Here is an 18,763-nt window from a genome sequence, read left to right on the forward strand (position 1 = left end):
GGCTTGAGAAACCAGCCCCGCCGGCGCTTGAGGCGCGGGGGTTCGGGGGCAGCGCCCCCGGGACTACGCCGCGTCCCGGAACCGGGTCGTCCGGTGGACCGGGTCCGTGTCGATCTTCGGGATCACGTGCTCACCGATCAGCCGGATCGATTCGAGCGTGTCCTCGCGCCCGATCCCGATCGGCAGCCCGAAGCTCAGCTGGTCCGCCCCCGCCCGCTCCCACCTCCGGCACTGGGCCAGCACCTCGTCCGGGTCGCCGCAGATCATCAGTTCCTCGGCGATCAGCAGCTCGATGATCTCCTCGGTGTACTCGGGCAGCAGCTCGGGCCACTCGGGGATGCCCTCGGGGCGGGGGAACGTGTCGTGGTAGCGGAACAGCAGCGACTGGAGGTAGTTGAGCCCGCCGCCGACCGCGATCTCGACCGCCTTCGCGTGGGTCTCGGCGCAGATCGCGGTGGAGGTGACCATCACGTTGTCGTTGACGAAGTCACCGACCGGCTCGGCGTCCTTGACGGCGGTCTTGTAGGAGTCGACGACCCACTCCATGTCGGAGACCTTCTGCACGCTGAAGCCCAGCACGCCGAGCCCCTTCTTCCCGGCCATGGCGTACGAGGACGGCGAGCCGGCCGCGTACCACATCGCCGGGTGGGACTTCCCGTACGGCTTGGGCAGGATCTTGCGGGGCGGGAGCGACCAGTGCTTGCCCTGGAAGCCGACGTACTCGTCCTGGAGCCACATCTTGGGGAACTCGGCGATGGTCTCCTCCCAGAGCTCCTTGGTGTGGTTCATGTCGGTGATGCCCGGCATGAACCCGAGGATCTCGTGGCTGCCCGCCCCGCGCCCGGAGCCGAATTCGAAGCGGCCCTCGGAGAGGTGGTCGAGCATGGCGACCTTCTCGGCCACCTTGACCGGGTGGTTGACCGGGGCGAGCGGGTTGAAGATGCCGGAGCCGAGGTGGATGCGGTCGGTGGCGTGGGCGAGGTAGCCCAGGTAGACGTCGTTGGCGGAGATGTGCGAGTACTCCTCCAGGAAGTGGTGCTCGGAGGCCCAGGCGTACTTGAAGCCGGACTTGTCCGCCTGGATGACGTACTCGGTCTCCTCGATCAGCGCCTTGTGCTCTGCCCCGGGGTCCGCCTGGGCCCGCGCGGCGGGCACGTACCCCTGTACAAAGAGCCCGAATTCCAAGGGGGTTCACCGTCCTCAATCGTTTCTGACGCTCCGTCAGGTCGTGATGTGTGTCCGACTGTTCCACCGGGGCCCCGGCCCGTCAATACCTGACGCTACGTCAGAAGAGACTGACGCCCGCCAGCCACCCGCCGTCGATGACGAACGGCTGCCCGGTGATGTACGAGGAGTCGTCCGAGGTCAGGAAGAGGGCGAGGGCCGCGACCTCCTCGGGCCGGCCGATCCGGCCCAGCGGCACGAGCTTGCGGTAGAGCGCGTCCACCGCCTCCTTGGTCTCCTCCGGGTCCGCGTCCGGGTCCAGCGCCGCCGGGTTGGTCATCGCGGTGTCCACCGCACCCGGGCACAGCGCGTTGACCCGGACCGACTTGGCCGCCAGCTCCACCGCCGCCACCCGGGTCAGGCCCAGCACGGCGTGCTTGCTCGCCGCGTACGCCCCGACGAACGCCATGCCGGTGAGCCCGGTGTACGAGGAGGTGTTGACGATCGTGCCGCCCCCGGCCTCCGCGATCAGCGGCGCCACGGTCCTGATCCCGAGGAACGCCCCCACCTGGTTGACCTGCACCACCTGCTGGAACTCCTCCAGCGGCGTGGAGACCAACTCGTTGAACCGCAGGATGCCCGCGTTGTTGACCAGCCCGTCGATCTTCCCGAAGGCGCCCTTCGCGGTGGCGACGGCGGCCTGCCAGTCCTCCTCCCGGCACACGTCCAGGTGCACGAAGAGCGCGGACTCCTCGCCCAGCTCCTTCGCCAGCGCCGCGCCCTGCTCGTCCAGCACGTCGGCGATCACCACCTGGGCGCCCTCGGCGGCGAAGAGCCGCGCCTCCTGCTCGCCCTGCCCGCGCGCGGACCCGCTGATCAGCACGGTCCGCCCGTCCAGCTTGCCCATGGCCTGACTCCTACCTGTCGAGGTGAGGTGCGACTTCGGCGGCGAACGCCGCCATCTGATCGGTCAGTTCGCTCACGCCCCGGCTGCGGAAGCGCACCTGGATCTGATGCACACCCATCGCGGCGTACGCGCGCAGCGACTCCGCCAGCGCCTGCGGCTTCCCGCTGAGCGTGCGCCGCCCCACGGGCCAGCCGGGCTCCCCCACGTACAGCGGCTCGGTGAGGGCGCCGACGACGACCGGCTCGGCGTTCCCGGCCTCCTCGCGCAGGGCGTGCAGCCGGGCGATCTGCGCGGGCAGCCGGTCCCGGGGGTCGCCCTGCGGCAGCCACCCGTCCCCCCGCACGGCGGCCCGGCGCACCGCGGCGGGCGAGGAGCCGCCCACCCAGAGCGGTACCCGTTCCTGGGCCGGGCGCGGCAGCTGCCCGAGCCCGGCGAAGGAGAACCGCTCCCCCGCGAACTCCGGGTACTCCTCCGGCCCCAGCGCGGCCTTCAGCGCGTCGATCGTCTCGTCCAGCAGGGCCCCGCGCCCGTCGAAGTCGGCCCCGAGCGCATCGAACTCCTCGCGCACATGGCCGGCCCCGACCCCGAGGATCAGCCGGCCGCCGCTGAGGTGGTCGAGGGTGGCGTACTGCTTGGCGGTGACCAGCGGGTGGCGCAGCCCGACGACGGCGACGTGGCTCATCAGCAGGACGCGCTCGGTGACCCCGGCGAGAAAGGCGAGGCTGGCCACCGGGTCGTACCAGGCGGTGCCCATGCCCGCCGCGAGCCGCCGCGGTACGGCCACGTGGTCGCAACTCGCGATGTAGGCGAATCCGGTCCGGTCGGCGGTCCTGGCGATCTCGGCGAGGTCGGCCGGGGTGGCCCCGGCCTCCCACGGCTCGGCGTAGAGGGCGCTCTGCGACTGGATCGGCAGCTGCATCCCGTACGACAGCGGCCCGGTGAGTGGTATCGGCACCGCACGACCCCTTCCCCTTTACCTGACGACCCGTCATGCGACGGCCGTTGGGGGCCATCGTCTTATCTGACGGGTCATCAGGCAAGGGGAAGGGGTGAACCGCGCGGACCGCCTACTCGGGGTCGCGGGCGAACCGCGCCCTGGACCAGAAGTAGCCGAGGACGGTAAGACCGACACACCAGGCCACCGCGAGCCAGCCGTTGTGGCCGATCTCCGTACCGAGCAGCAGGCCGCGCAGGGTCTCGATGGCCGGCGTGAAGGGCTGGTACTCGGCAATCGGCCGGAACCAGCCGGGCATCGACTCCAGCGGGACGAAGGCGCTGGAGATGAGCGGCAGCAGGATCAGCGGCGTGGCGTTGTTGCCGGCGGCCTCCGCATGGGGGCTGCCCAGGCCCATACCCACGGCTATCCAGGTGAAGGCCAGGGCGAAGAGCGCGAGGAGCCCGAAGGCCGCGAACCACTCCAGGACGGTGGCGTCGGTGGAGCGGAAGCCCATGACCACCCCGACCCCGCCGACGACCACGACGCTCATGAGCGTCCGCAGGACGCTGCCCATGACGTGCCCGAACAGGATCGAGCCGCGGTGGATGGCCATGGTGCGGAAGCGGGCGATGATCCCTTCGGTCATGTCCATGGAGACCGAGACGGCGGTGCCGACGGTGGTCGAACCGATGGTCATCAGCAGGATGCCCGGCACGATGTACGCGATGTACGCGGAGCGGCCCGCGCCGCCGCTCATGGTGTCGCCGAAGACGTAGACGAACAGCAGGAGCATCATCACCGGGGTGAGCAGCAGGTTCAGGGTGAGCGAGGGGTAGCGCCGGGCGTGCAGCAGGTCGCGGCGGAGCATGGTGGCCGAGTCGCGCACGGCGAGGGAGAGGGTGCTCATCGGACGGCCTCCTCGGCCGGGGCGGGGACGGCGGCGTCGGTGAGCGCGAAGAAGACATCGTCCAGGTCGGGGGTGTGCACGGTGAGTTCGTCGGCCTCGATGCCGGCGGCGTCCAGCCGGTCGAGGATGGCGCGCAGGTCGCGTTGGGTGCCGTCGCTGGGGAGTTGCAGGGAGAGGGCTTCGTCGTCCGCGGTGGCCTCGCCGAGGGCGAGGGCGAGGGCGGCGGCGCGGTAGGCGTCCGGGTCGGTGAAGCGCAGCCGTACGTGCCCGCCGGGGACGATCCGCTTCAGCTCGTCGGCGCTGCCCTCCGCGGCGATCCTGCCGCGGTGGAGTACGGCGATGCGGTCGGCGAGTTCGTCGGCCTCCTCCAGGTACTGGGTGGTGAGGAAGACGGTCACCCCGTCGGCGACCAGGCCCCGGATGATGCCCCACATGGTGTGGCGGCTGCGCGGGTCGAGGCCGGTGGTCGGCTCGTCCAGGAAGATGATGCGCGGGTTCCCGACGAGGGTCATCGCGATGTCGAGGCGGCGCTTCATGCCGCCGGAGTAGGTGGAGGCGGGCTTCTTCGCCGCGTCGGTGAGGTCGAAGCGGGCCAGGAGTTCGGCGGCGGTCCGCCGCCCCTCGGCCTTGGACAGGTGGTGCAAATCCGCCATCAGGAGCATGTTCTCCTCGCCGGTGATCAGCCCGTCCACGGCGGAGAACTGCCCGGTGACGCCGATCGCCGCGCGCACCGCCTGCGGGTCGGCGGCCAGGTCGTGGCCACCGACGCTGATCCCGCCGGAGCCGGCGCCGGGCGAGATCAGGGTGGAGAGGATCTTGACGACGGTGGTCTTGCCGGCGCCGTTCGGGCCGAGCAGCGCGAACACGGTCCCGGCCGGGATGCGCAGATCGATCCCGTCGAGCACGGCCTTGTCGCCGTACGCCTTGCGCAGCCCGCTCGCCGCGATGGCCGGGTTCGTCATGGCAGAAGCTCCTTCAGGGCCTTCTCCGGTCGTGCGGGCCCCACCGGCCCGTACTTTCCGATGCCAGAAACGCTACGTTGCGTTCACGATACGGGCAACGACTCACGCGCATCGGAACCCAATAACCCCAGTTCATAGCCAGTAAGTTGATGCAATGACACACACATAACGCAACGATCAGCCACACCGCTCGTTGCAATGGAATGAGCGCGAACGCTATAGTCGGCCCATCGGCCGTCCCAGGGCCACCGCGCCCGGGCCACGAAGGAGACCGCGATGCCGGGAGGCAGGCTCACCCAGCAGGAACGCCGGCAGATCGCCCGGGGCCTGGCCGACGGCCTGGCCTACGCCGAGATCGCCCGGAACCTGGACCGCCCCACCTCCACGGTCACCCGCGAGGTGACCCGCAACGGCGGCCCCTCCGGCTACCGCGCCGAGGCCGCCCACCGCGCCACCGAGCACCGCGCCCACCGCCGCAGGAAGGCCGAGCCCCGCGAGGCGCGCCCGGCCCCGCAGCCGTACGGGCGCGACCCCGAGGCGGTGCGCGCGTACGAGGAGGTGTTCACCGCGGTGATCATGGCGTCGGGCGCGCCGCCGATGGTGTCCCGGGTGCTGGCCTGCCTGTCCCTCACCGACAGCGGGAGCCTCACCGCCGCCGGTCTCGCCGAGCGCCTCGGGGTCAGCCCGGCGTCCGTCTCCAAGGCGATCACGTACCTGGAGGGCCAGGGCATGGTCCGCAGGAAGCGTGATGGGGGCCGCCGCGAGCGCTACACCGTGGACGACGACATCATGTACGAGTCCATGATGGCGAGCGCCCACTCGACCGCCCAGCTCGCGCTGACCGCGCGCCAGGGCGCCCCCGTCCTCGGCCACGACACCCCGGCGGGCACCCGCCTGGAGAACATGGCCCGGTTCCTGGACCACGTGTCCGAGGCCATTGCCCGCGCGGCTGAGCAGGCCCGCGAACTCCTCCACACGAAACCGGGTACGCCGCCCCCCGACACCCCCGCCTGACCGCGCCCCGTCCCCGCCCGGACGCGGTCAGGTCGCCACCCTCACTTCCGGTACAGCTCCTCGATCTCCTCCGCGAAGTCCCGCGCGATGGCGTCCCGCTTCAGCTTCAGCGACGGCGTGAGGTGCCCGCCCTCCTCGGTGAAGTCCACCGGCAGGACCGTGAACTTGCGGATCGACTCGGCCCGGGAGACGAGCCGGTTGGCCTCGTCCACCGCGCGCTGGAGGGCCGTGCGCAGCTCCTCGTCGTGGACGAGTTCGCGCATCGGCACGTCCTGCTTCTTGCGCATCCGCCGCCAGTGCGCGAGCCCGTCCGGCTCCAGGGTGATCAGGGCGGTGACGAACGAGCGGTTGTCGCCGACCACCATGCACTGGCTGACCAGCGGGTGGGCGCGCAGCCAGTCCTCCAGCGGGGCCGGGGTGACGTTCTTGCCGCCCGAGGTGATGATGATGTCCTTCTTGCGGCCGGTGATCGTGAGGTAGCCGTCCTCGTCCAGCGCGCCCAGGTCGCCGGTGGCGAACCAGCCGCCGTCGAGTACGGGCACGGCCTCACCGCGCCCGGCGTCCCAGTAGCCCCTGAACACCTGCCCGCCGCTGAGCAGCACCTCGCCGTCGTCGGCTATGCGGACGGCGGTGCCGGGCATCGGCCAGCCGACCGTGCCCAGGCGGGGTTTGAGCGGCGGGGTGACGGTGGCGGCGGCGGTGGTCTCCGTCAGTCCGTACCCCTCGAAGATCTCGATGCCGGCGCCCGCGTAGAAGGCGGCGAGCCGGCGGCCCAGCGGGGAGCCGCCGCAGATCGCGTACCGGACGTGGCCGCCGAGCGCGGCCCGGATGCGGCGGTAGACCAGCGGGTCGTACAGGGCGCGGGCGGCGCGCAGCCCGAGGCCGGGGCCTGGGCCGGTGCCGTGTTCGGCGGCCTCGACGGCCTGGCCGTAGCGCTGGGCGATCCGGGCCGCCCGGTCGAAGGAGGAGGCGCGGCCCATCTTCTCGGCGGTGGCCCGGCCGGTGTTGTAGACCTTCTCCAGGACGTACGGGATGGCCAGCAGGAACGACGGCTTGAAACCGGCCAGGTCGGCGAGCAGGTCCTCGGTCCGGATCGACGGGGCGTGGCCGAGGCGGACCCGGGCGCGCAGGCAGCCGATCGCGACCATCCGGCCGAAGACGTGCGAGAGCGGCAGGAACAGCAGGGTGGACGCGGGGTACTTGCTGACCGACTTGAAGACCGGGTGCAGCAGCTCGATGGCGTTGTCGACCTCGGCGAAGAAGTTGCCGTGGGTGAGCACGCAGCCCTTGGGGCGGCCCGTGGTGCCCGAGGTGTAGATGAGGGTGGCCGGGGTCTCCGGTTCCAGGGTCGCGCGGCGGGCGCCGACGACGTCGTCCGGGAGGTCCTTGCCCAGCTTCTTCAGCCGGCCGAGCGCGCCCGTGTCGAACTGCCAGAGGTGGACGAGGCCGCCGAGCTGCTTGCGTTCCTGGCTGATGATCCGGCCCTGGTCGGCGGTCTCGACGGCGCAGGCGACGGCCCCGGAGTCCTGGAGTATCCAGCGGGCCTGGAAGGCGGAGGAGGTCGGGTAGATGGGGACGGTGACCAGCCCGGCGGCCCAGGCGGCGAAGTCGAGCAGCGTCCACTCGTACGTCGTGCGGGCCATGATCGCGATGCGGTCGCCGCCGCGCAGGCCCTCCGCGATCAGGCCCTTGGCGACGGCGAGCACCTCGGCGGCGAACTCGGCCGCCGTCACGTCCTGCCAGCCGCCGTCCGGCTGCTTGCGGCTGAGGACGGCGTCGGCGGGGGCCTCGCGGGCGTTGTCGAACGGTATCTCGGCGAGCGAGCCGCGCCGGACGGGCGGGGCGAACGCCGGTACGGAGACCTGCCGGACGGTGCCGTCGGCGGCCCGGACCTTCGCCGGCTCGACCAGGACGGGGGCGGCGGGTGCGGGGGACGGGGCGGGTGGCGTGGACACGTGCGGCTCCTCGGCATCGGGGTCGGGCGCTTCACTGGGACCGGCGGTGACAGCCGGCTGGTGCTCGTACGAGGTGCTGGGGCCGGTCGGCGCTGGACGGCTGGTGTTGTACGGCTGGCGCTGGGCGTGGCCGGCGGCCGGGGGGTGCTGCCAGGCCCCGCGAGGGTGGACACGGCGGGCGGTCCCGCCGCGCACCGCGCACGTCCTCGCGGGGCGCGTCCTCACACGCGTTCGAGGATGGCCGTGACGCCCTGGCCGCCCGCCGCGCAGATCGAGATCAGGCCCCGGCCCGGGGCGTCCCGTTCCGCGAGGAGCTTCGCGAGCGTGGCGACGATCCGGGCGCCCGTCGCGGCGAACGGGTGCCCGGTCGCGAGGGAGGACCCCGCCACGTTGAGCCGGTCCCGGTCGACGGGCGCGAGCCCCTGCTTCTCCCAGGCGGCCAGCGTGGCCAGCACCTGGGAGGCGAACGCCTCATGGATCTCGAAGAGGTCGAAGTCCTCGATGGAGAGCCCGGCCCGCTCCAGCATCCGGGGCACGGCGTACGCGGGCGCCGTCAGCAGCCCGTCCTCGCCGCCCACGTAGTCGACCGCGGCCGTCTCGTACAGGGAGAGGTATGCCAGCGGTTCCAGACCGTGCCGCTCGGCCCACTCCTCGCTCGCCAGGAGCACGGTCGCGGCGCCGTCCGTGAGCGGGGTCGAGTTGCCCGCGGTCATCGTCGCGTCCGGGTGGTCCGTACCGAACACCGGCTTCAGCGTGGCCAGTTTCTCGACGGTGGAGCCGGGGCGCAGGTTCTGGTCGCGGTCCAGGCCGAGGTACGGGACGACGAGGTCGTCCAGGAAGCCCCGTTCGTAGGCGGCGGCGAGGCGCTGGTGGCTGGTGGCGGCCAGGAGGTCCTGGTCGGCGCGGGCTATGTCCCACTGCCGGGCGGTGACCGCCGCGTGGTCGCCCATCGAGAGGCCGGTGCGGGGTTCGGCGTTGCGCGGGATGTCGGGGACGAGGTGCCGGGGCCGTACGCCCGTGAGGGCCTTCGCCCGGCCGCCCGCCGACTTCGCGCGCCGGACCGACAGCAGCAGCCTGCGCAGCTCGTCGTTGACGCCGAGCGGCGCGTCGCTCGTGGTGTCGGTGCCGCCCGCGATCGCCGAGTCGACGGCCCCGAGCATGATCTTGTTCGCGGCGGCTATGACCGCCTGGAGGCCGGTACCGCACGCCTGTTGGACGTCGTACGCGGGGGTGCGCGGGTCGAGCCGCGAGCCGAGCACGGTCTCGCGGGCCAGGTTGAAGTCCCGGCTGTGCTTGAGGACCGCGCCCGCGGCGAACTCGCCGACCCGCTCCCCCTGGAGCCCGAAACGCTCGACGAGCCCGTTCAGCGCGGCGGTCAGCATCTGCTGGTTGGATGCCTGTGCATAGGGCCCGTCGGAGCGCGCGAAGGGAATGCGACTTCCGCCGATGACCGCGACCCGGCGGGGCTGCGGGAGTGCGAGGGGGATCAACTCGACCAACTCATCTCGACCAGCTCCTGACTCTTGAGTAACCTTACTCCGGAGTAAATCTACGACCGAGCAGGGAGTCTGGACAATGGCCGACCGCTATCTGCACCTGACCGGCACGGCACCCGGCAAGTTCCTCACCCGGAAGCTCGGCCTCCCGCAGCCCGCGCGGCTGCGGCGCTGGACCCTGGAGACACCGGCGCTCACCGGCCCGGTCCTCCACCTCACCGCCGGGGAGTCCGCCGTCACCCAGGAGCTGGCCGCGATCCTCGCCGCGACCGGCCTGGAGGTGGTCGCGCGCGCCGACCGGCCCGCCGCGCTCGTGCTGGACGCGACGGCCGTCGACACCGCCGCCGGGCTCGCCGCCGTGCACACGGCCCTGCACCCGGTCGTCCGCTCGCTCGCCCCCGGCGGCCGGGTCGTCGTCCTCGGGGTGCGGCCCTCCCCGGACGACCACCACCAGGCCGCCGCCCAGCAGGCGCTGGAGGGGTTCGTGCGCTCCCTCGGCAAGGAGATCGGCAAGGGCTCCACCGTGCAGCTGGTCCGCATCGTCCCCGAGGCCGTCGCCTCGGCCGAGTCCACGCTCCGCTTCCTGCTCTCACCCCGGTCCGCGTACATCAGCGGCCAGGTCATCGAGGTGACCGCCGCCGCCCCCGACCCGGTCGCCGACTGGGCCGCCCCGCTCGCCGGCCGCACCGCCCTGGTCACCGGCGCCGCCCGGGGCATCGGGGCCTCCGTCGCCTCGGTCCTGGCCCGCGACGGCGCCCACGTCATCTGCCTGGACATCCCGCAGGCCCAGGAGGACCTGGTGCGCACCGCCGACCGCCTCGGCGCCACCGCCCTCCCCCTGGACATCACCGCCGACGACGCGGCCGAACGCATCGCGGCCGCCGCCCCCGACGGGCTCGACATCCTCGTCCACAACGCCGGCATCACCCGCGACCGGCGGCTCGCCAACATGCCCGCCGAACGCTGGGCCTCGGTCATCGACGTCAACCTCGACAGCGTCCTGCGCACCACCGACGCCCTGCTGAAGGCCGGCACGGTCAACCGGGGCGGCCGGATCGTCGCCACCGCCTCCATCGCGGGCATCGCCGGCAACAACGGCCAGACCAACTACGCGGCCAGCAAGGCCGGCGTCATCGGCCTCGTCCGCTCCCTGGCCCCGCGCGCCGCCGCCGACCACGGCGTCACGGTCAACGCGGTGGCCCCCGGCTTCATCGAGACGAAGATGACCGCGGCCGTCCCCCTCCTCATCCGCGAGGCGGGCCGCCGGATGAACTCCCTGGCACAGGGCGGCCTCCCGGTCGACGTCGCCGAGACCACCGCCTGGTTCGCCCAGCCCGCGTCGACGGCCGTCAACGGCCAGGTCGTCCGGGTCTGCGGCCAGAGCCTGCTGGGAGCGTGACCCCGTGCCGAGCCTGACCCTCTCGCTGGCCCGGGGCGCCCTCACCTCCCCCCTCAAGCGGGCCGGACGGCCGGACGCCACCCTGCCCGCCGACCGCCCGAGCCTGCCGGCCGCCCCCGCGGCGCCCGGCCCGCTGGCCGCGTACCGCCGAATATGCGGCTTCGCTGACTCCGGCCCGCTGCCGGTCACGTACCCGCACGTCCTGGCGTTCCCGCTCGCCATGCGGCTGATGACCCGCCGCCGCTTCCCGCTCCCGGTCACCGGACTCGTCCACACCTGGATCGAGATATCCGCCCACCGCACCCTGCACCCCGAGGACCGGCTCGAACTCACGGTGTACGCGGAGGAGTTGACGCCGCACCGACGCGGCACGGAGGTCACCGTGGTGACCGAGGCCCGCGTGTCCGGCGAGCTGGTGTGGGAGTCCCGCAGCGGCTACCTCTCCCGCCACGCGACGCGCCCCGGAACATCACCCGCCGCCGCACCACCGAAAGCCGCCCCGGACCCCGCCGCCGCGGATCTCCCCGCCGTCGCCGAGTGGCGGCTGCCCGCGGATCTCGGGCGGCGGTACGCGGCGGCCTCCGGCGACCGCAACCCCATCCACCTGTACCCGCTGACCGCCCGGCTGTTCGGCTTCCCCCGGGCCATAGCCCACGGCATGTGGACCGTCGCCCGCTGCCTCGCCGAGGCCCCCGCGCCGGACCTGATCCGTACCGTACGGGCCGACTTCCGCGCGCCCGTCCTGCTGCCCGGCACGGTCACCTACGCCACGGACGGCACCGCCTTCCAGCTGCGCGGCGGCGGGGACGGCGAGCGGGTGCACCTCACGGGGACGGCGAGCGCGTCCGGTACGCCAAGCGCGGGCTGATGTTCCAGCGGTAACTTGCGGTTTGGCCTGAGGTGACGCAGCGGTGGGATGGAGGGAATCACGGACCAGGAAATCGTCCCCTTTCAGGGATTCCTCTGTGCCGAAGTTGCCCGCACGTCCGACGGGGGTCAAGCAGTCCAGGACAGCACGGGCACGTCTCGAACTGTTCAGTCCTGAACACGGGACGAGTGAGCTACCTCACGAGGGCCAAGGCCGATGAGTTCGGCGAGTAGGGCTTAGCGCCCGATCATGGCAATACATCCTCAACCAAGGAAGGGCCCCCGCAGACAGGCAAGTCATCCAGTCGTCGCACGGCGTTCCTCGACGACGACCCGAACCTGCTCTGCGGCCATCTCGGGGTCCTCGTGTTCCCAGAATCGAAGAACCGACCAGCCCTGCTCCTTGAGCGCCAGCGTAGTAGCCGCATCACGGTCTCGGTTCCCCTCGATCTTCTCCGCCCACGCCTGGCCTCTTTTCTTCGCCGGCCGGTAGTGCTCCGGGCAGCCGTGCCAGAAGCAGCCGTCCACGAATACGGCCACCTTGGCCTTGGGGAAGACCACATCCGCCGTCCGACGTAGTTGCGGGAGCGGCCGGATACCCACTCTGTAACGCAAGCCCTTCCGGTAAAGAGCGGCGCGCAGACGTAGCTCGGGCTTGGTGTCCTTCCCCTTGTTCGCGCTCATGACCGCGCGCACAGAGACCGACGAGGCGGAGGAACTGGCGGGCAGCCGCTCGTCAACCACCATTCCGGCCTCACGCGCCCTGCTCCAAGCCACCTCAAGGTTGGCCTTGCGGGTCAGTTCATGGACTTCGCAGACATAGCGCTCCTCCGTCCCCCCGCCGTCCGACCAGCGCAGGTAGGCCCTGATTCGACGCGTACTCCGGTACAGACGGAGCGAGATCGACGCACGGGCGAACTGTTCATCATCGAGAGGGACCGCGCGACGATGCCTGCCACCGGCGGCCCTGTCCTGCTCAGCGCTCCTCTTCTCGCGGGACAGGCCGGGTTGTGCCTTGTACGCCTTCCCCGGCGGAAGCCGATCGTTCCAGCCTTGCTGTCCTGCGACGGCCGCCCCAGTCACCGCTTCAGGCCAGGCTTGTCCAGGGCTCCGACGGAGTCCAGCGCGGCCGCGACCGCCTCACCGAAGACTCTGGCGAGCTTCACAGGCACGGCGTTCCCGAGCTGGCGCATCTTCTCGCCTCGCGGGCCTGCCAACCGCCAATCATCCGGGAAGGTCATGACGCGCGCCGTCTCGCGGACGGTCATGTAGCGATACCCGCTCCCGTCAAAGGTTGGATCATCCATCATCATCACGGACTCCCCTCCCGGTACACCGTGCACGCCGGCCTTGACGGTCTTGGCCGGACGGTCCAGCAAGTTCGGAGTGTGTCCGGTGTAGATGCGTGCGCCTGGCCAGCCGAAGTGATCCGAGATCTCGCCCACTTGCACCTTCCCGTTGACGTCGTCGGTGTTCACGAACGGCAGGGAATGGCCCTTGAACTCGTCAATGCCCTGGATAGCGTCACGAAGCGTGCGCCAGGGCCGGAGCGCCACCAGCTCCCTCGTCCTGGCGTTGTCGAGGTTGAGCGTGGGCAGGTTGGCGATCGCGCGAGCGCGGGCCTCGGAATCCACCCAGCTGTACCGCGACCAGTACTCACCGCCTTCGCGCATGGAGTGGATCAGCGCCTCGTCGGAGTGCGTCTGCCTCGGCCTGCGCTCCTCCCAGACATTCTCCCAGTCGGCGCACAAGTCGGCACGGAAGGCGACGATGATCACGCGCTGGCGAATCTGAGGCACGCCGAAATTCGCGGCATTCACCGGCACGGCCTCGACGTAGTACCGCTCCGAGGCCGGGACGGAATCGTTGGCAAGGAGCTTCTCGATGACCTCGTTGTGCTCCTCCCAAGTCGCCCCCTCGGTCCGCTCGACGAATGGGAGGCGCAACTCGTTGAGGATGTAGTTGAAGTACGGCTCGAAGGACTTTCGTAGGAGGCCGCGCACGTTCTCGCAGATGACAGCCTTCGGGCGCATCTCTCGGATAGCCCGGAACATCTGCGGGAACATGTTCCGCTCGTCCTCGACGCCCTTCGCGACGCCACCCAGGCTGAACGGCTGACACGGCGGGCCACCGGCGAGGACGTCCACCTGGCCGTCCAGTCTCTTGAAGTCCTCGGTCAGGGACCGGACGTCACCGGGCTTGAGTGGCCACTTCCCACCACCGGGCATCTCGTTCGTCTGAAGTGTCTCGATGGCCCGCTTTGCGTACTCGTTCACCAATAGCGGCCGGAAACCGGCGTCGTGAACGCCCATGGCAAGGCCGCCGCCTCCGGCGAACAACTCCACACAGGTTCCCACCACAGGGCGGTTCTTTCGCAGCTCAGGCATGTCAAAACCATACCGCGGAGTTATCGATCAAGTGAGCGCTTCACGGAAGTCCGGCCCCGTATCTCCCGGATTCACCGATTAGAGTGATGCCAATCACTCGCCACATGTCAGGAGGCCCTGGTCGTGCCGCTGGAGAACCACGCCGAGTTCAAGCTCAGCATCACCAAGGCCCTCGGTGACCAGCTCGCGACAGCACTGGAAGGCTTGACCCCCGCTAGGCTAACCATGTCCAACATTCGCGCCCTTCGCCCGCTTCCCGGCGTGTACCAGCTCTACAAGGCCGGCGACCTCGTATACGTGGGCAAGGCCGACCGAAGCCTTCCACAGCGCGTCGAGAAGCACTTCCGCAAGATCTCGGGGCGCACGAACATCGACATCACGGAGATGGCATTCACCTGCCTCTACGTCGACGAGGACTTCGGGGCAGTGGCACCCGAGCGCCTACTGATCAATCAGCATCGCGGCCAGGGGCAGGTGCCCTGGAATTACAACGGCTTCGGGAACAACGACCCCGGCAAGCGCCGTGACACGACCGAGGTCGACGATGACCATTTCGACCACCACTACCCCATCGATCTCGACTTCAAGATCACCGAGTTGCCGGTCCAAAGCATGCCGCTCGACGCGGAAGTGTCGTTGAGCACGCTCCTCCAGGCAACCAAGACGAAGCTGCCCTACGTCTTCCGCTACCAGGCGTCGAACGAGTTCGACGACATCACCGTAGAGCCCCCCGCCCACGAAACGACCGCCGACGAACTGCTCCGTACCATCGCCGCGCGTCTCCCGAACCAGTGGCAGATCACCTCGCTGCCGGGATACCTGATCATGTACCCGAAGACCGAGGACTACCCGAGCGCACGCCGCTACTACCGCAACACCGGCGTCGTGGACGTCCACGCGCCGTAAGCCAACCACCTCGGTAACAACCACGATTCGGAGGACAGTTGTCGGTTCCCCCTAATCCGCCGTACGGCGCTCTTCCCGCTCCGGTGAAGCCCTCGCCGAAGCCGCGGAAGACCAAAGCATGGCACAAGACCGCAAATGAGTTCCGCTCCGCCCCATACAACCCTCTGGACCTGGTGAACCTGGGCCGCAGCGTCGAGGCCGAACTCCTGAACAGAGAGGCCGAACCACTGGAGTCGGTCACTCCGGTGTACGGCGCCGGAGTGTATGCCCTGTACTACTGCGGCCCGCACTCCTTGTACGCACCGATCAGCTCAGCCGAGTGCCGGATCCCCATCTACGTGGGGCAAGCCCGGCCCGCCGGCGTACGCAAGGGGACGGCAGAGGAGAAGCCCGACGCATCGACTCTGTGGGATCGGATGTACGAGCATCGTCAGTCGATCCTCCAAGTCCATGATCTCGATGTTGCCGACTTCCGCGTCCGCTACCTGGTCGCGATCGAGGCGTTCGTAAGCATCGCGGAACGGGTCATGATCCGGCACTACCGACCGGTGTGGAACAGCATCGCCGACGGTTTCGGCAACCACGACCCGGGCGCCAACCGACGCCCGACCAGTCTCCGTCCTCCGTGGGACGAACTTCATCCCGGCCGCTGGTGGTCACACCCGGACAACATGCCGACGCCGAGCAAGACGTCAGCCGATCAGTCACGGGAACGGATTCGCGCGCTGTTCACGGATGAACTCTCCGAGGAGCAAATCCTCGAAATCGAGGCGGAGCAGGACGAAGAAGAGTAGACGCTCTCGAACGACGTATGTTCCGGCCCGCGATCACGGCAACCACCGCCGCAAGCGCCATAATCGCCGTCAACAGCCGTCGATCGGCCACGCGGTTGGGCCCGTAGCTATCGGAGCAGGTCCCGCATTGAGCGCTAAGCACCCTCCGGCGGCAGCTGCCACGGGCGCCCGTTCATCAGGTTCTCCAGGCCCGCCCAGGAGAAGTTCATCAAGGTGGCCGCCGCCTCCCGGGCCGAGACGCCCGGGGTCTCGTTGGCCCAGCCGGCCAGCGCCTCCGCCGCGCCCACCAGCGCCTGCGCGAGGCCCGCCACGTCCCGGTCCGGGAGCGCCGGGTCGTGGTGCGCCTCGCGGGCGGCGGCCCCGATCAGACCCGTCACGAACGCGACGATCTCCTCGCGCATCACGTTGACCTCGGTGGCGAACGGCTCCCCGTGCGTCCGCGCCTGCCGGTACAACACCGCCCAGCCGTCCGGGTTCTCCGCGGTGTGCGTGAAGAACGCCCGTAGCCCGGCCCAGAGTTGGCGGTCGGCCGGCAGCCCCGGCTCGACGCCCGCCCGGACCGCGGCGAGCAGCGCCTGCGCCTCGCGCCGGATGCACGCGGTGAAGAGTTCGTCCTTTGAATTCAGGTAGAGGTAGACCAGCGGCTTGGACACACCGGCCAGCTCGGCGATCTCGTCCATCGAGGCGGCCCGGTACCCCCGCTGCCCGAACGTCTGCACCGCGGCGTCCATCATCTGCCGCTCACGCACCGCGCGCGGCATCCGCTTGTTCCTCACAGCACCCACGTCGACTTCCTCCCTCCCCCGCAGCACTACTCCCGGGTAAGGGTACGGGGCGCGCCCGGGGCCCGTCGTACGGAGCGCACCAGGGCCCCTCCTCCGCGACGGAGAAGGGGCCCACAGGTGCGACGGGCGGTCAGCGCCGGTCAGACGGCGACCGGGACGCGCTCCGGCTCGGTGTCGCGCGGCTCGACGTCGTCGACCGGGGAGGCCGAGGCCGAGTTGTACGCGTCGTGGTCGAGAATCTTCTCGCGGGCCGAGACCAGCACCGGGACGAGCGCCTGACCGGCCACGTTCGTCGCCGTCCGCATCATGTCCAGGATCGGGTCGATGGCCATCAGCAGGCCGACGCCCTCCAGCGGGAGGCCCAGGGTCGACAGGGTCAGCGTCAGCATGACCGTGGCGCCGGTCAGACCGGCGGTGGCCGCCGAACCGATGACCGAGACGAACGCGATCAGGATGTAGTCACCGACGCCCAGCTGCACGTCGAAGATCTGCGCGATGAAGATCGCGGCGAGCGCCGGGTAGATCGCGGCGCAGCCGTCCATCTTGGTGGTGGCGCCGAACGGGACGGAGAAGGAGGCGTACTCCTTCGGGACGCCCAGGCGCTCGGTGACCTGCTGGGTCACCGGCATGGTGCCGACCGAGGAGCGCGAGACGAAGCCCAGCTGGATCGCGGGCCAGGCGCCCTTGAAGAACTGGATCGGGCTGACCTTGGCGACGGTGGCGAGCAGCAGCGGGTAGACGCCGAACATCACCAGGGCGCAGCCGATGTAGACGTCGGCGGTGAACGTGGCGTACTTGCCGATCAGGTCCCAGCCGTAGTCGGCGATCGCGTAGCCGATGAGGCCGACGGTGCCGAGCGGGGCGAGGCGGATGACCCACCACAGGGCCTTCTGGAGGAGTTCCAGGACGGCTTCGCTGAGGGTCAGGATCGGCTGCGCCTTCTCGCCGAGCTTGAGGGCGGCGATACCGGCGACGGCGGCCATGAAGACGATCTGCAGGACGTTCAGCTCGGCGAACGGCGTGATGACGTTGCTCGGGACGATGCCGGTCAGGAAGTCGAGCCAGGAGCCGGCGTGCTCGGGGAGCTTGCCGTCCTTCGGGGTGAGGCCGGTGCCGGAGCCCGGGTTGGTGATCAGGCCGATCGCGAGGCCGATGGCTACGGCGATCAGCGAGGTGATCATGAACCAGAGCACGGTGCGCCCGGCCAGCCGGGCGGCGTTGTTGACCTTGCGCAGGTTGGTGATCGACACCAGGATCGCGAAGAAGACGAGGGGCGCGACGGCCAGCTTCAGCAGCTGGACGAAGATGTGGCCGACCTTGTCGAGCGTGGTGTAGAGCCAGTCGATGTCCTGGCTGCGGGCGAGCCAGCCGAGCAGGACACCGAGGACCAGACCGGCGACGATCTGGGCCCAGAACGGGACCTTGGGTATACGGAAGCCGGAGCCGGCGGGCTTCTCGGCGGTGGACGCGGGGTTCGCGGACACGGACACACTCCAGATGTGACGCATCGGGACGCACGGGGACGGTGTGCGGAGGGGGACGGGGGTGCGGCGCCCGCGTCAGGGGCGGCGCCGCTGCATGGTGCCGGTTTCAGACGTTGCGGCAACAGACCGCGGACATACAGCGGCAGAGGTCGACATGAAGGCGCTCCACGAGCGGGACGCTCGTGGCAGGTCGGAGGCGCACATCAGTCTTCACGTCGAACACGTTAACACTTGAACTTTGAGAACCTCAAAGGTCTTCTTTGGCACGGAACAGCGCCCCGCAAGCCCCGCAGGACGGACCGGAATCCTCAACTCCGCCTGGAAACGCGAGAAACCCCAGTACAGGAGCGAGTGCTCCCGTGCCGGGGTTCGTCGGAAAAGGCGGGGCGTGTGAGGAAGCTTACGTTCCCCTTACACGCTACGGCGTGACGCCGTCCTCACGCGTGCGGTTGGCCTCCAGGCGGGCCTTGGCGCGGTCGACCGAGGAGACGATCTGCTCGGACATCTCGTCCCGCTGCTTGCGCAGCAGGACGTAGCTGAGCGGTGCGGACAGCACCAGGGCGAACAGGATGACCCAGACGAGGTTCGATCCCCCGGCCCCGGACGGCACCAGTCCGAGGTTGACGGCGATGGCGGCGACGACGAAGCAGCCGACGAAGATGCTGAGACGCATCGCGGTGTACCGGATCGTTGCGCTCGGCTTGGCAGCGGACACAGCTGGCCTTCTCTCTACGTACGACAGTCCTGCCCGACCAGTGAAGCATGCCCCGCAATCGATCGATTCGCAGGGCTCCATCCT

General features: G+C 70.1%; 17 protein-coding genes. 5 read left to right on the forward strand and 12 right to left on the reverse strand.

Features of this window, described 5'->3' with window-relative positions; all coding sequences use genetic code 11:
• Positions 1 to 63 precede the first annotated feature (63 nt).
• From E6P78_RS09300 to E6P78_RS09320, 5 genes are all read right to left on the reverse strand, one after another.
• The gene (locus E6P78_RS09300; RefSeq protein WP_136203039.1) at positions 64 to 1,185 is read right to left on the reverse strand and encodes an LLM class flavin-dependent oxidoreductase; all 1,122 of its coding nucleotides are present in this window, start codon (positions 1,183 to 1,185) and stop codon (positions 64 to 66) included.
• A 100-nt stretch (positions 1,186 to 1,285) separates the two neighbouring features.
• Positions 1,286 to 2,071 (reverse strand): glucose 1-dehydrogenase, encoded by a 786-nt coding sequence (locus E6P78_RS09305; RefSeq protein WP_136203040.1) that lies wholly within the window; start codon positions 2,069 to 2,071, stop codon positions 1,286 to 1,288.
• A gap of 10 nt (positions 2,072 to 2,081) precedes the next feature.
• Positions 2,082 to 3,026 carry an LLM class F420-dependent oxidoreductase gene (locus tag E6P78_RS09310; protein ID WP_136203041.1) on the reverse strand — a complete coding sequence of 315 codons (945 nt, stop codon included), beginning with the start codon at positions 3,024 to 3,026 and terminating at the stop codon, positions 2,082 to 2,084.
• 112 nt (positions 3,027 to 3,138) lie between these two features.
• Positions 3,139 to 3,915: an ABC transporter permease gene (locus E6P78_RS09315; RefSeq protein WP_136203042.1), complete on the reverse strand. Its 777-nt coding sequence runs from the start codon at positions 3,913 to 3,915 to the stop codon at positions 3,139 to 3,141.
• Complete coding sequence (locus E6P78_RS09320) at positions 3,912 to 4,877, reverse strand: ATP-binding cassette domain-containing protein (protein ID WP_136203043.1); 966 nt, start codon at positions 4,875 to 4,877, stop codon at positions 3,912 to 3,914. Before E6P78_RS09320 ends, E6P78_RS09315 begins: the two co-directional genes overlap by 4 nt.
• 276 nt (positions 4,878 to 5,153) lie before the next feature.
• Between E6P78_RS09320 and E6P78_RS09325 the strand changes: the two genes are divergently transcribed.
• Complete coding sequence (locus E6P78_RS09325) at positions 5,154 to 5,891, forward strand: helix-turn-helix domain-containing protein (protein ID WP_136203044.1); 738 nt, start codon at positions 5,154 to 5,156, stop codon at positions 5,889 to 5,891.
• 41 nt (positions 5,892 to 5,932) lie between these two features.
• Here the strand turns inward: E6P78_RS09325 and E6P78_RS09330 are convergent, their stop codons facing one another.
• Together E6P78_RS09330 and E6P78_RS09335 are read right to left on the reverse strand one after the other, a co-directional pair.
• A complete protein-coding gene (locus E6P78_RS09330) occupies positions 5,933 to 7,846 on the reverse strand; it encodes an AMP-dependent synthetase/ligase (RefSeq protein ID WP_136203045.1) in 1,914 nt (637 codons plus the stop codon).
• Positions 7,847 to 8,067: 221 nt separating this feature from the next.
• The gene (locus E6P78_RS09335) at positions 8,068 to 9,345 is read right to left on the reverse strand and encodes an acetyl-CoA C-acetyltransferase (protein WP_136203046.1); all 1,278 of its coding nucleotides are present in this window, start codon (positions 9,343 to 9,345) and stop codon (positions 8,068 to 8,070) included.
• A 76-nt stretch (positions 9,346 to 9,421) separates the two neighbouring features.
• Between E6P78_RS09335 and E6P78_RS09340 the strand changes: the two genes are divergently transcribed.
• Together E6P78_RS09340 and E6P78_RS09345 are read left to right on the forward strand one after the other, a co-directional pair.
• Entirely contained in the window at positions 9,422 to 10,741 is a 1,320-nt protein-coding gene (locus E6P78_RS09340; RefSeq protein WP_136203047.1) for a 3-oxoacyl-ACP reductase, read from the forward strand.
• A 4-nt stretch (positions 10,742 to 10,745) separates the two neighbouring features.
• Positions 10,746 to 11,609 carry a MaoC/PaaZ C-terminal domain-containing protein gene (locus E6P78_RS09345; RefSeq protein WP_136203048.1) on the forward strand — a complete coding sequence of 288 codons (864 nt, stop codon included), beginning with the start codon at positions 10,746 to 10,748 and terminating at the stop codon, positions 11,607 to 11,609.
• Between the two features lie 296 nt (positions 11,610 to 11,905).
• Here the strand turns inward: E6P78_RS09345 and E6P78_RS33320 are convergent, their stop codons facing one another.
• Positions 11,906 to 12,691 carry a very short patch repair endonuclease gene (locus tag E6P78_RS33320; protein ID WP_240799125.1) on the reverse strand — a complete coding sequence of 262 codons (786 nt, stop codon included), beginning with the start codon at positions 12,689 to 12,691 and terminating at the stop codon, positions 11,906 to 11,908.
• Positions 12,688 to 13,995: a DNA cytosine methyltransferase gene (locus E6P78_RS09355; protein WP_136203049.1), complete on the reverse strand. Its 1,308-nt coding sequence runs from the start codon at positions 13,993 to 13,995 to the stop codon at positions 12,688 to 12,690. The genes E6P78_RS33320 and E6P78_RS09355 overlap by 4 nt, the downstream gene beginning before the upstream one ends.
• A 123-nt stretch (positions 13,996 to 14,118) precedes the next feature.
• On the opposite strand from E6P78_RS09355, the gene E6P78_RS09360 reads away from it, so the two are divergent.
• Both E6P78_RS09360 and E6P78_RS09365 read left to right on the forward strand, forming a co-directional pair.
• Positions 14,119 to 14,901 carry an Eco29kI family restriction endonuclease gene (locus E6P78_RS09360; RefSeq protein WP_136203050.1) on the forward strand — a complete coding sequence of 261 codons (783 nt, stop codon included), beginning with the start codon at positions 14,119 to 14,121 and terminating at the stop codon, positions 14,899 to 14,901.
• A gap of 173 nt (positions 14,902 to 15,074) precedes the next feature.
• Complete coding sequence (locus tag E6P78_RS09365) at positions 15,075 to 15,695, forward strand: Eco29kI family restriction endonuclease (protein ID WP_240799126.1); 621 nt, start codon at positions 15,075 to 15,077, stop codon at positions 15,693 to 15,695.
• A 134-nt stretch (positions 15,696 to 15,829) separates the two neighbouring features.
• Here E6P78_RS09365 and E6P78_RS09370 read toward each other — a convergent pair whose 3' ends face one another.
• The 3 genes from E6P78_RS09370 to E6P78_RS09380 all read right to left on the reverse strand — a co-directional run bounded on the left by E6P78_RS09370 (position 15,830) and on the right by E6P78_RS09380 (position 18,637).
• Positions 15,830 to 16,456: a TetR/AcrR family transcriptional regulator gene (locus E6P78_RS09370; RefSeq protein WP_136203131.1), complete on the reverse strand. Its 627-nt coding sequence runs from the start codon at positions 16,454 to 16,456 to the stop codon at positions 15,830 to 15,832.
• Between the two features lie 164 nt (positions 16,457 to 16,620).
• Positions 16,621 to 17,964, reverse strand: a complete 1,344-nt coding sequence (locus E6P78_RS09375; protein ID WP_136203052.1) for a dicarboxylate/amino acid:cation symporter — start codon at positions 17,962 to 17,964, stop codon at positions 16,621 to 16,623.
• 418 nt (positions 17,965 to 18,382) lie between these two features.
• Positions 18,383 to 18,637 (reverse strand): DUF4229 domain-containing protein, encoded by a 255-nt coding sequence (locus E6P78_RS09380; protein ID WP_136203053.1) that lies wholly within the window; start codon positions 18,635 to 18,637, stop codon positions 18,383 to 18,385.
• Positions 18,638 to 18,763: the final 126 nt, after the last annotated feature.

The organism is Streptomyces sp. A0958, from assembly GCF_004795035.1.
GTDB lineage: Bacteria > Actinomycetota > Actinomycetes > Streptomycetales > Streptomycetaceae > Streptomyces.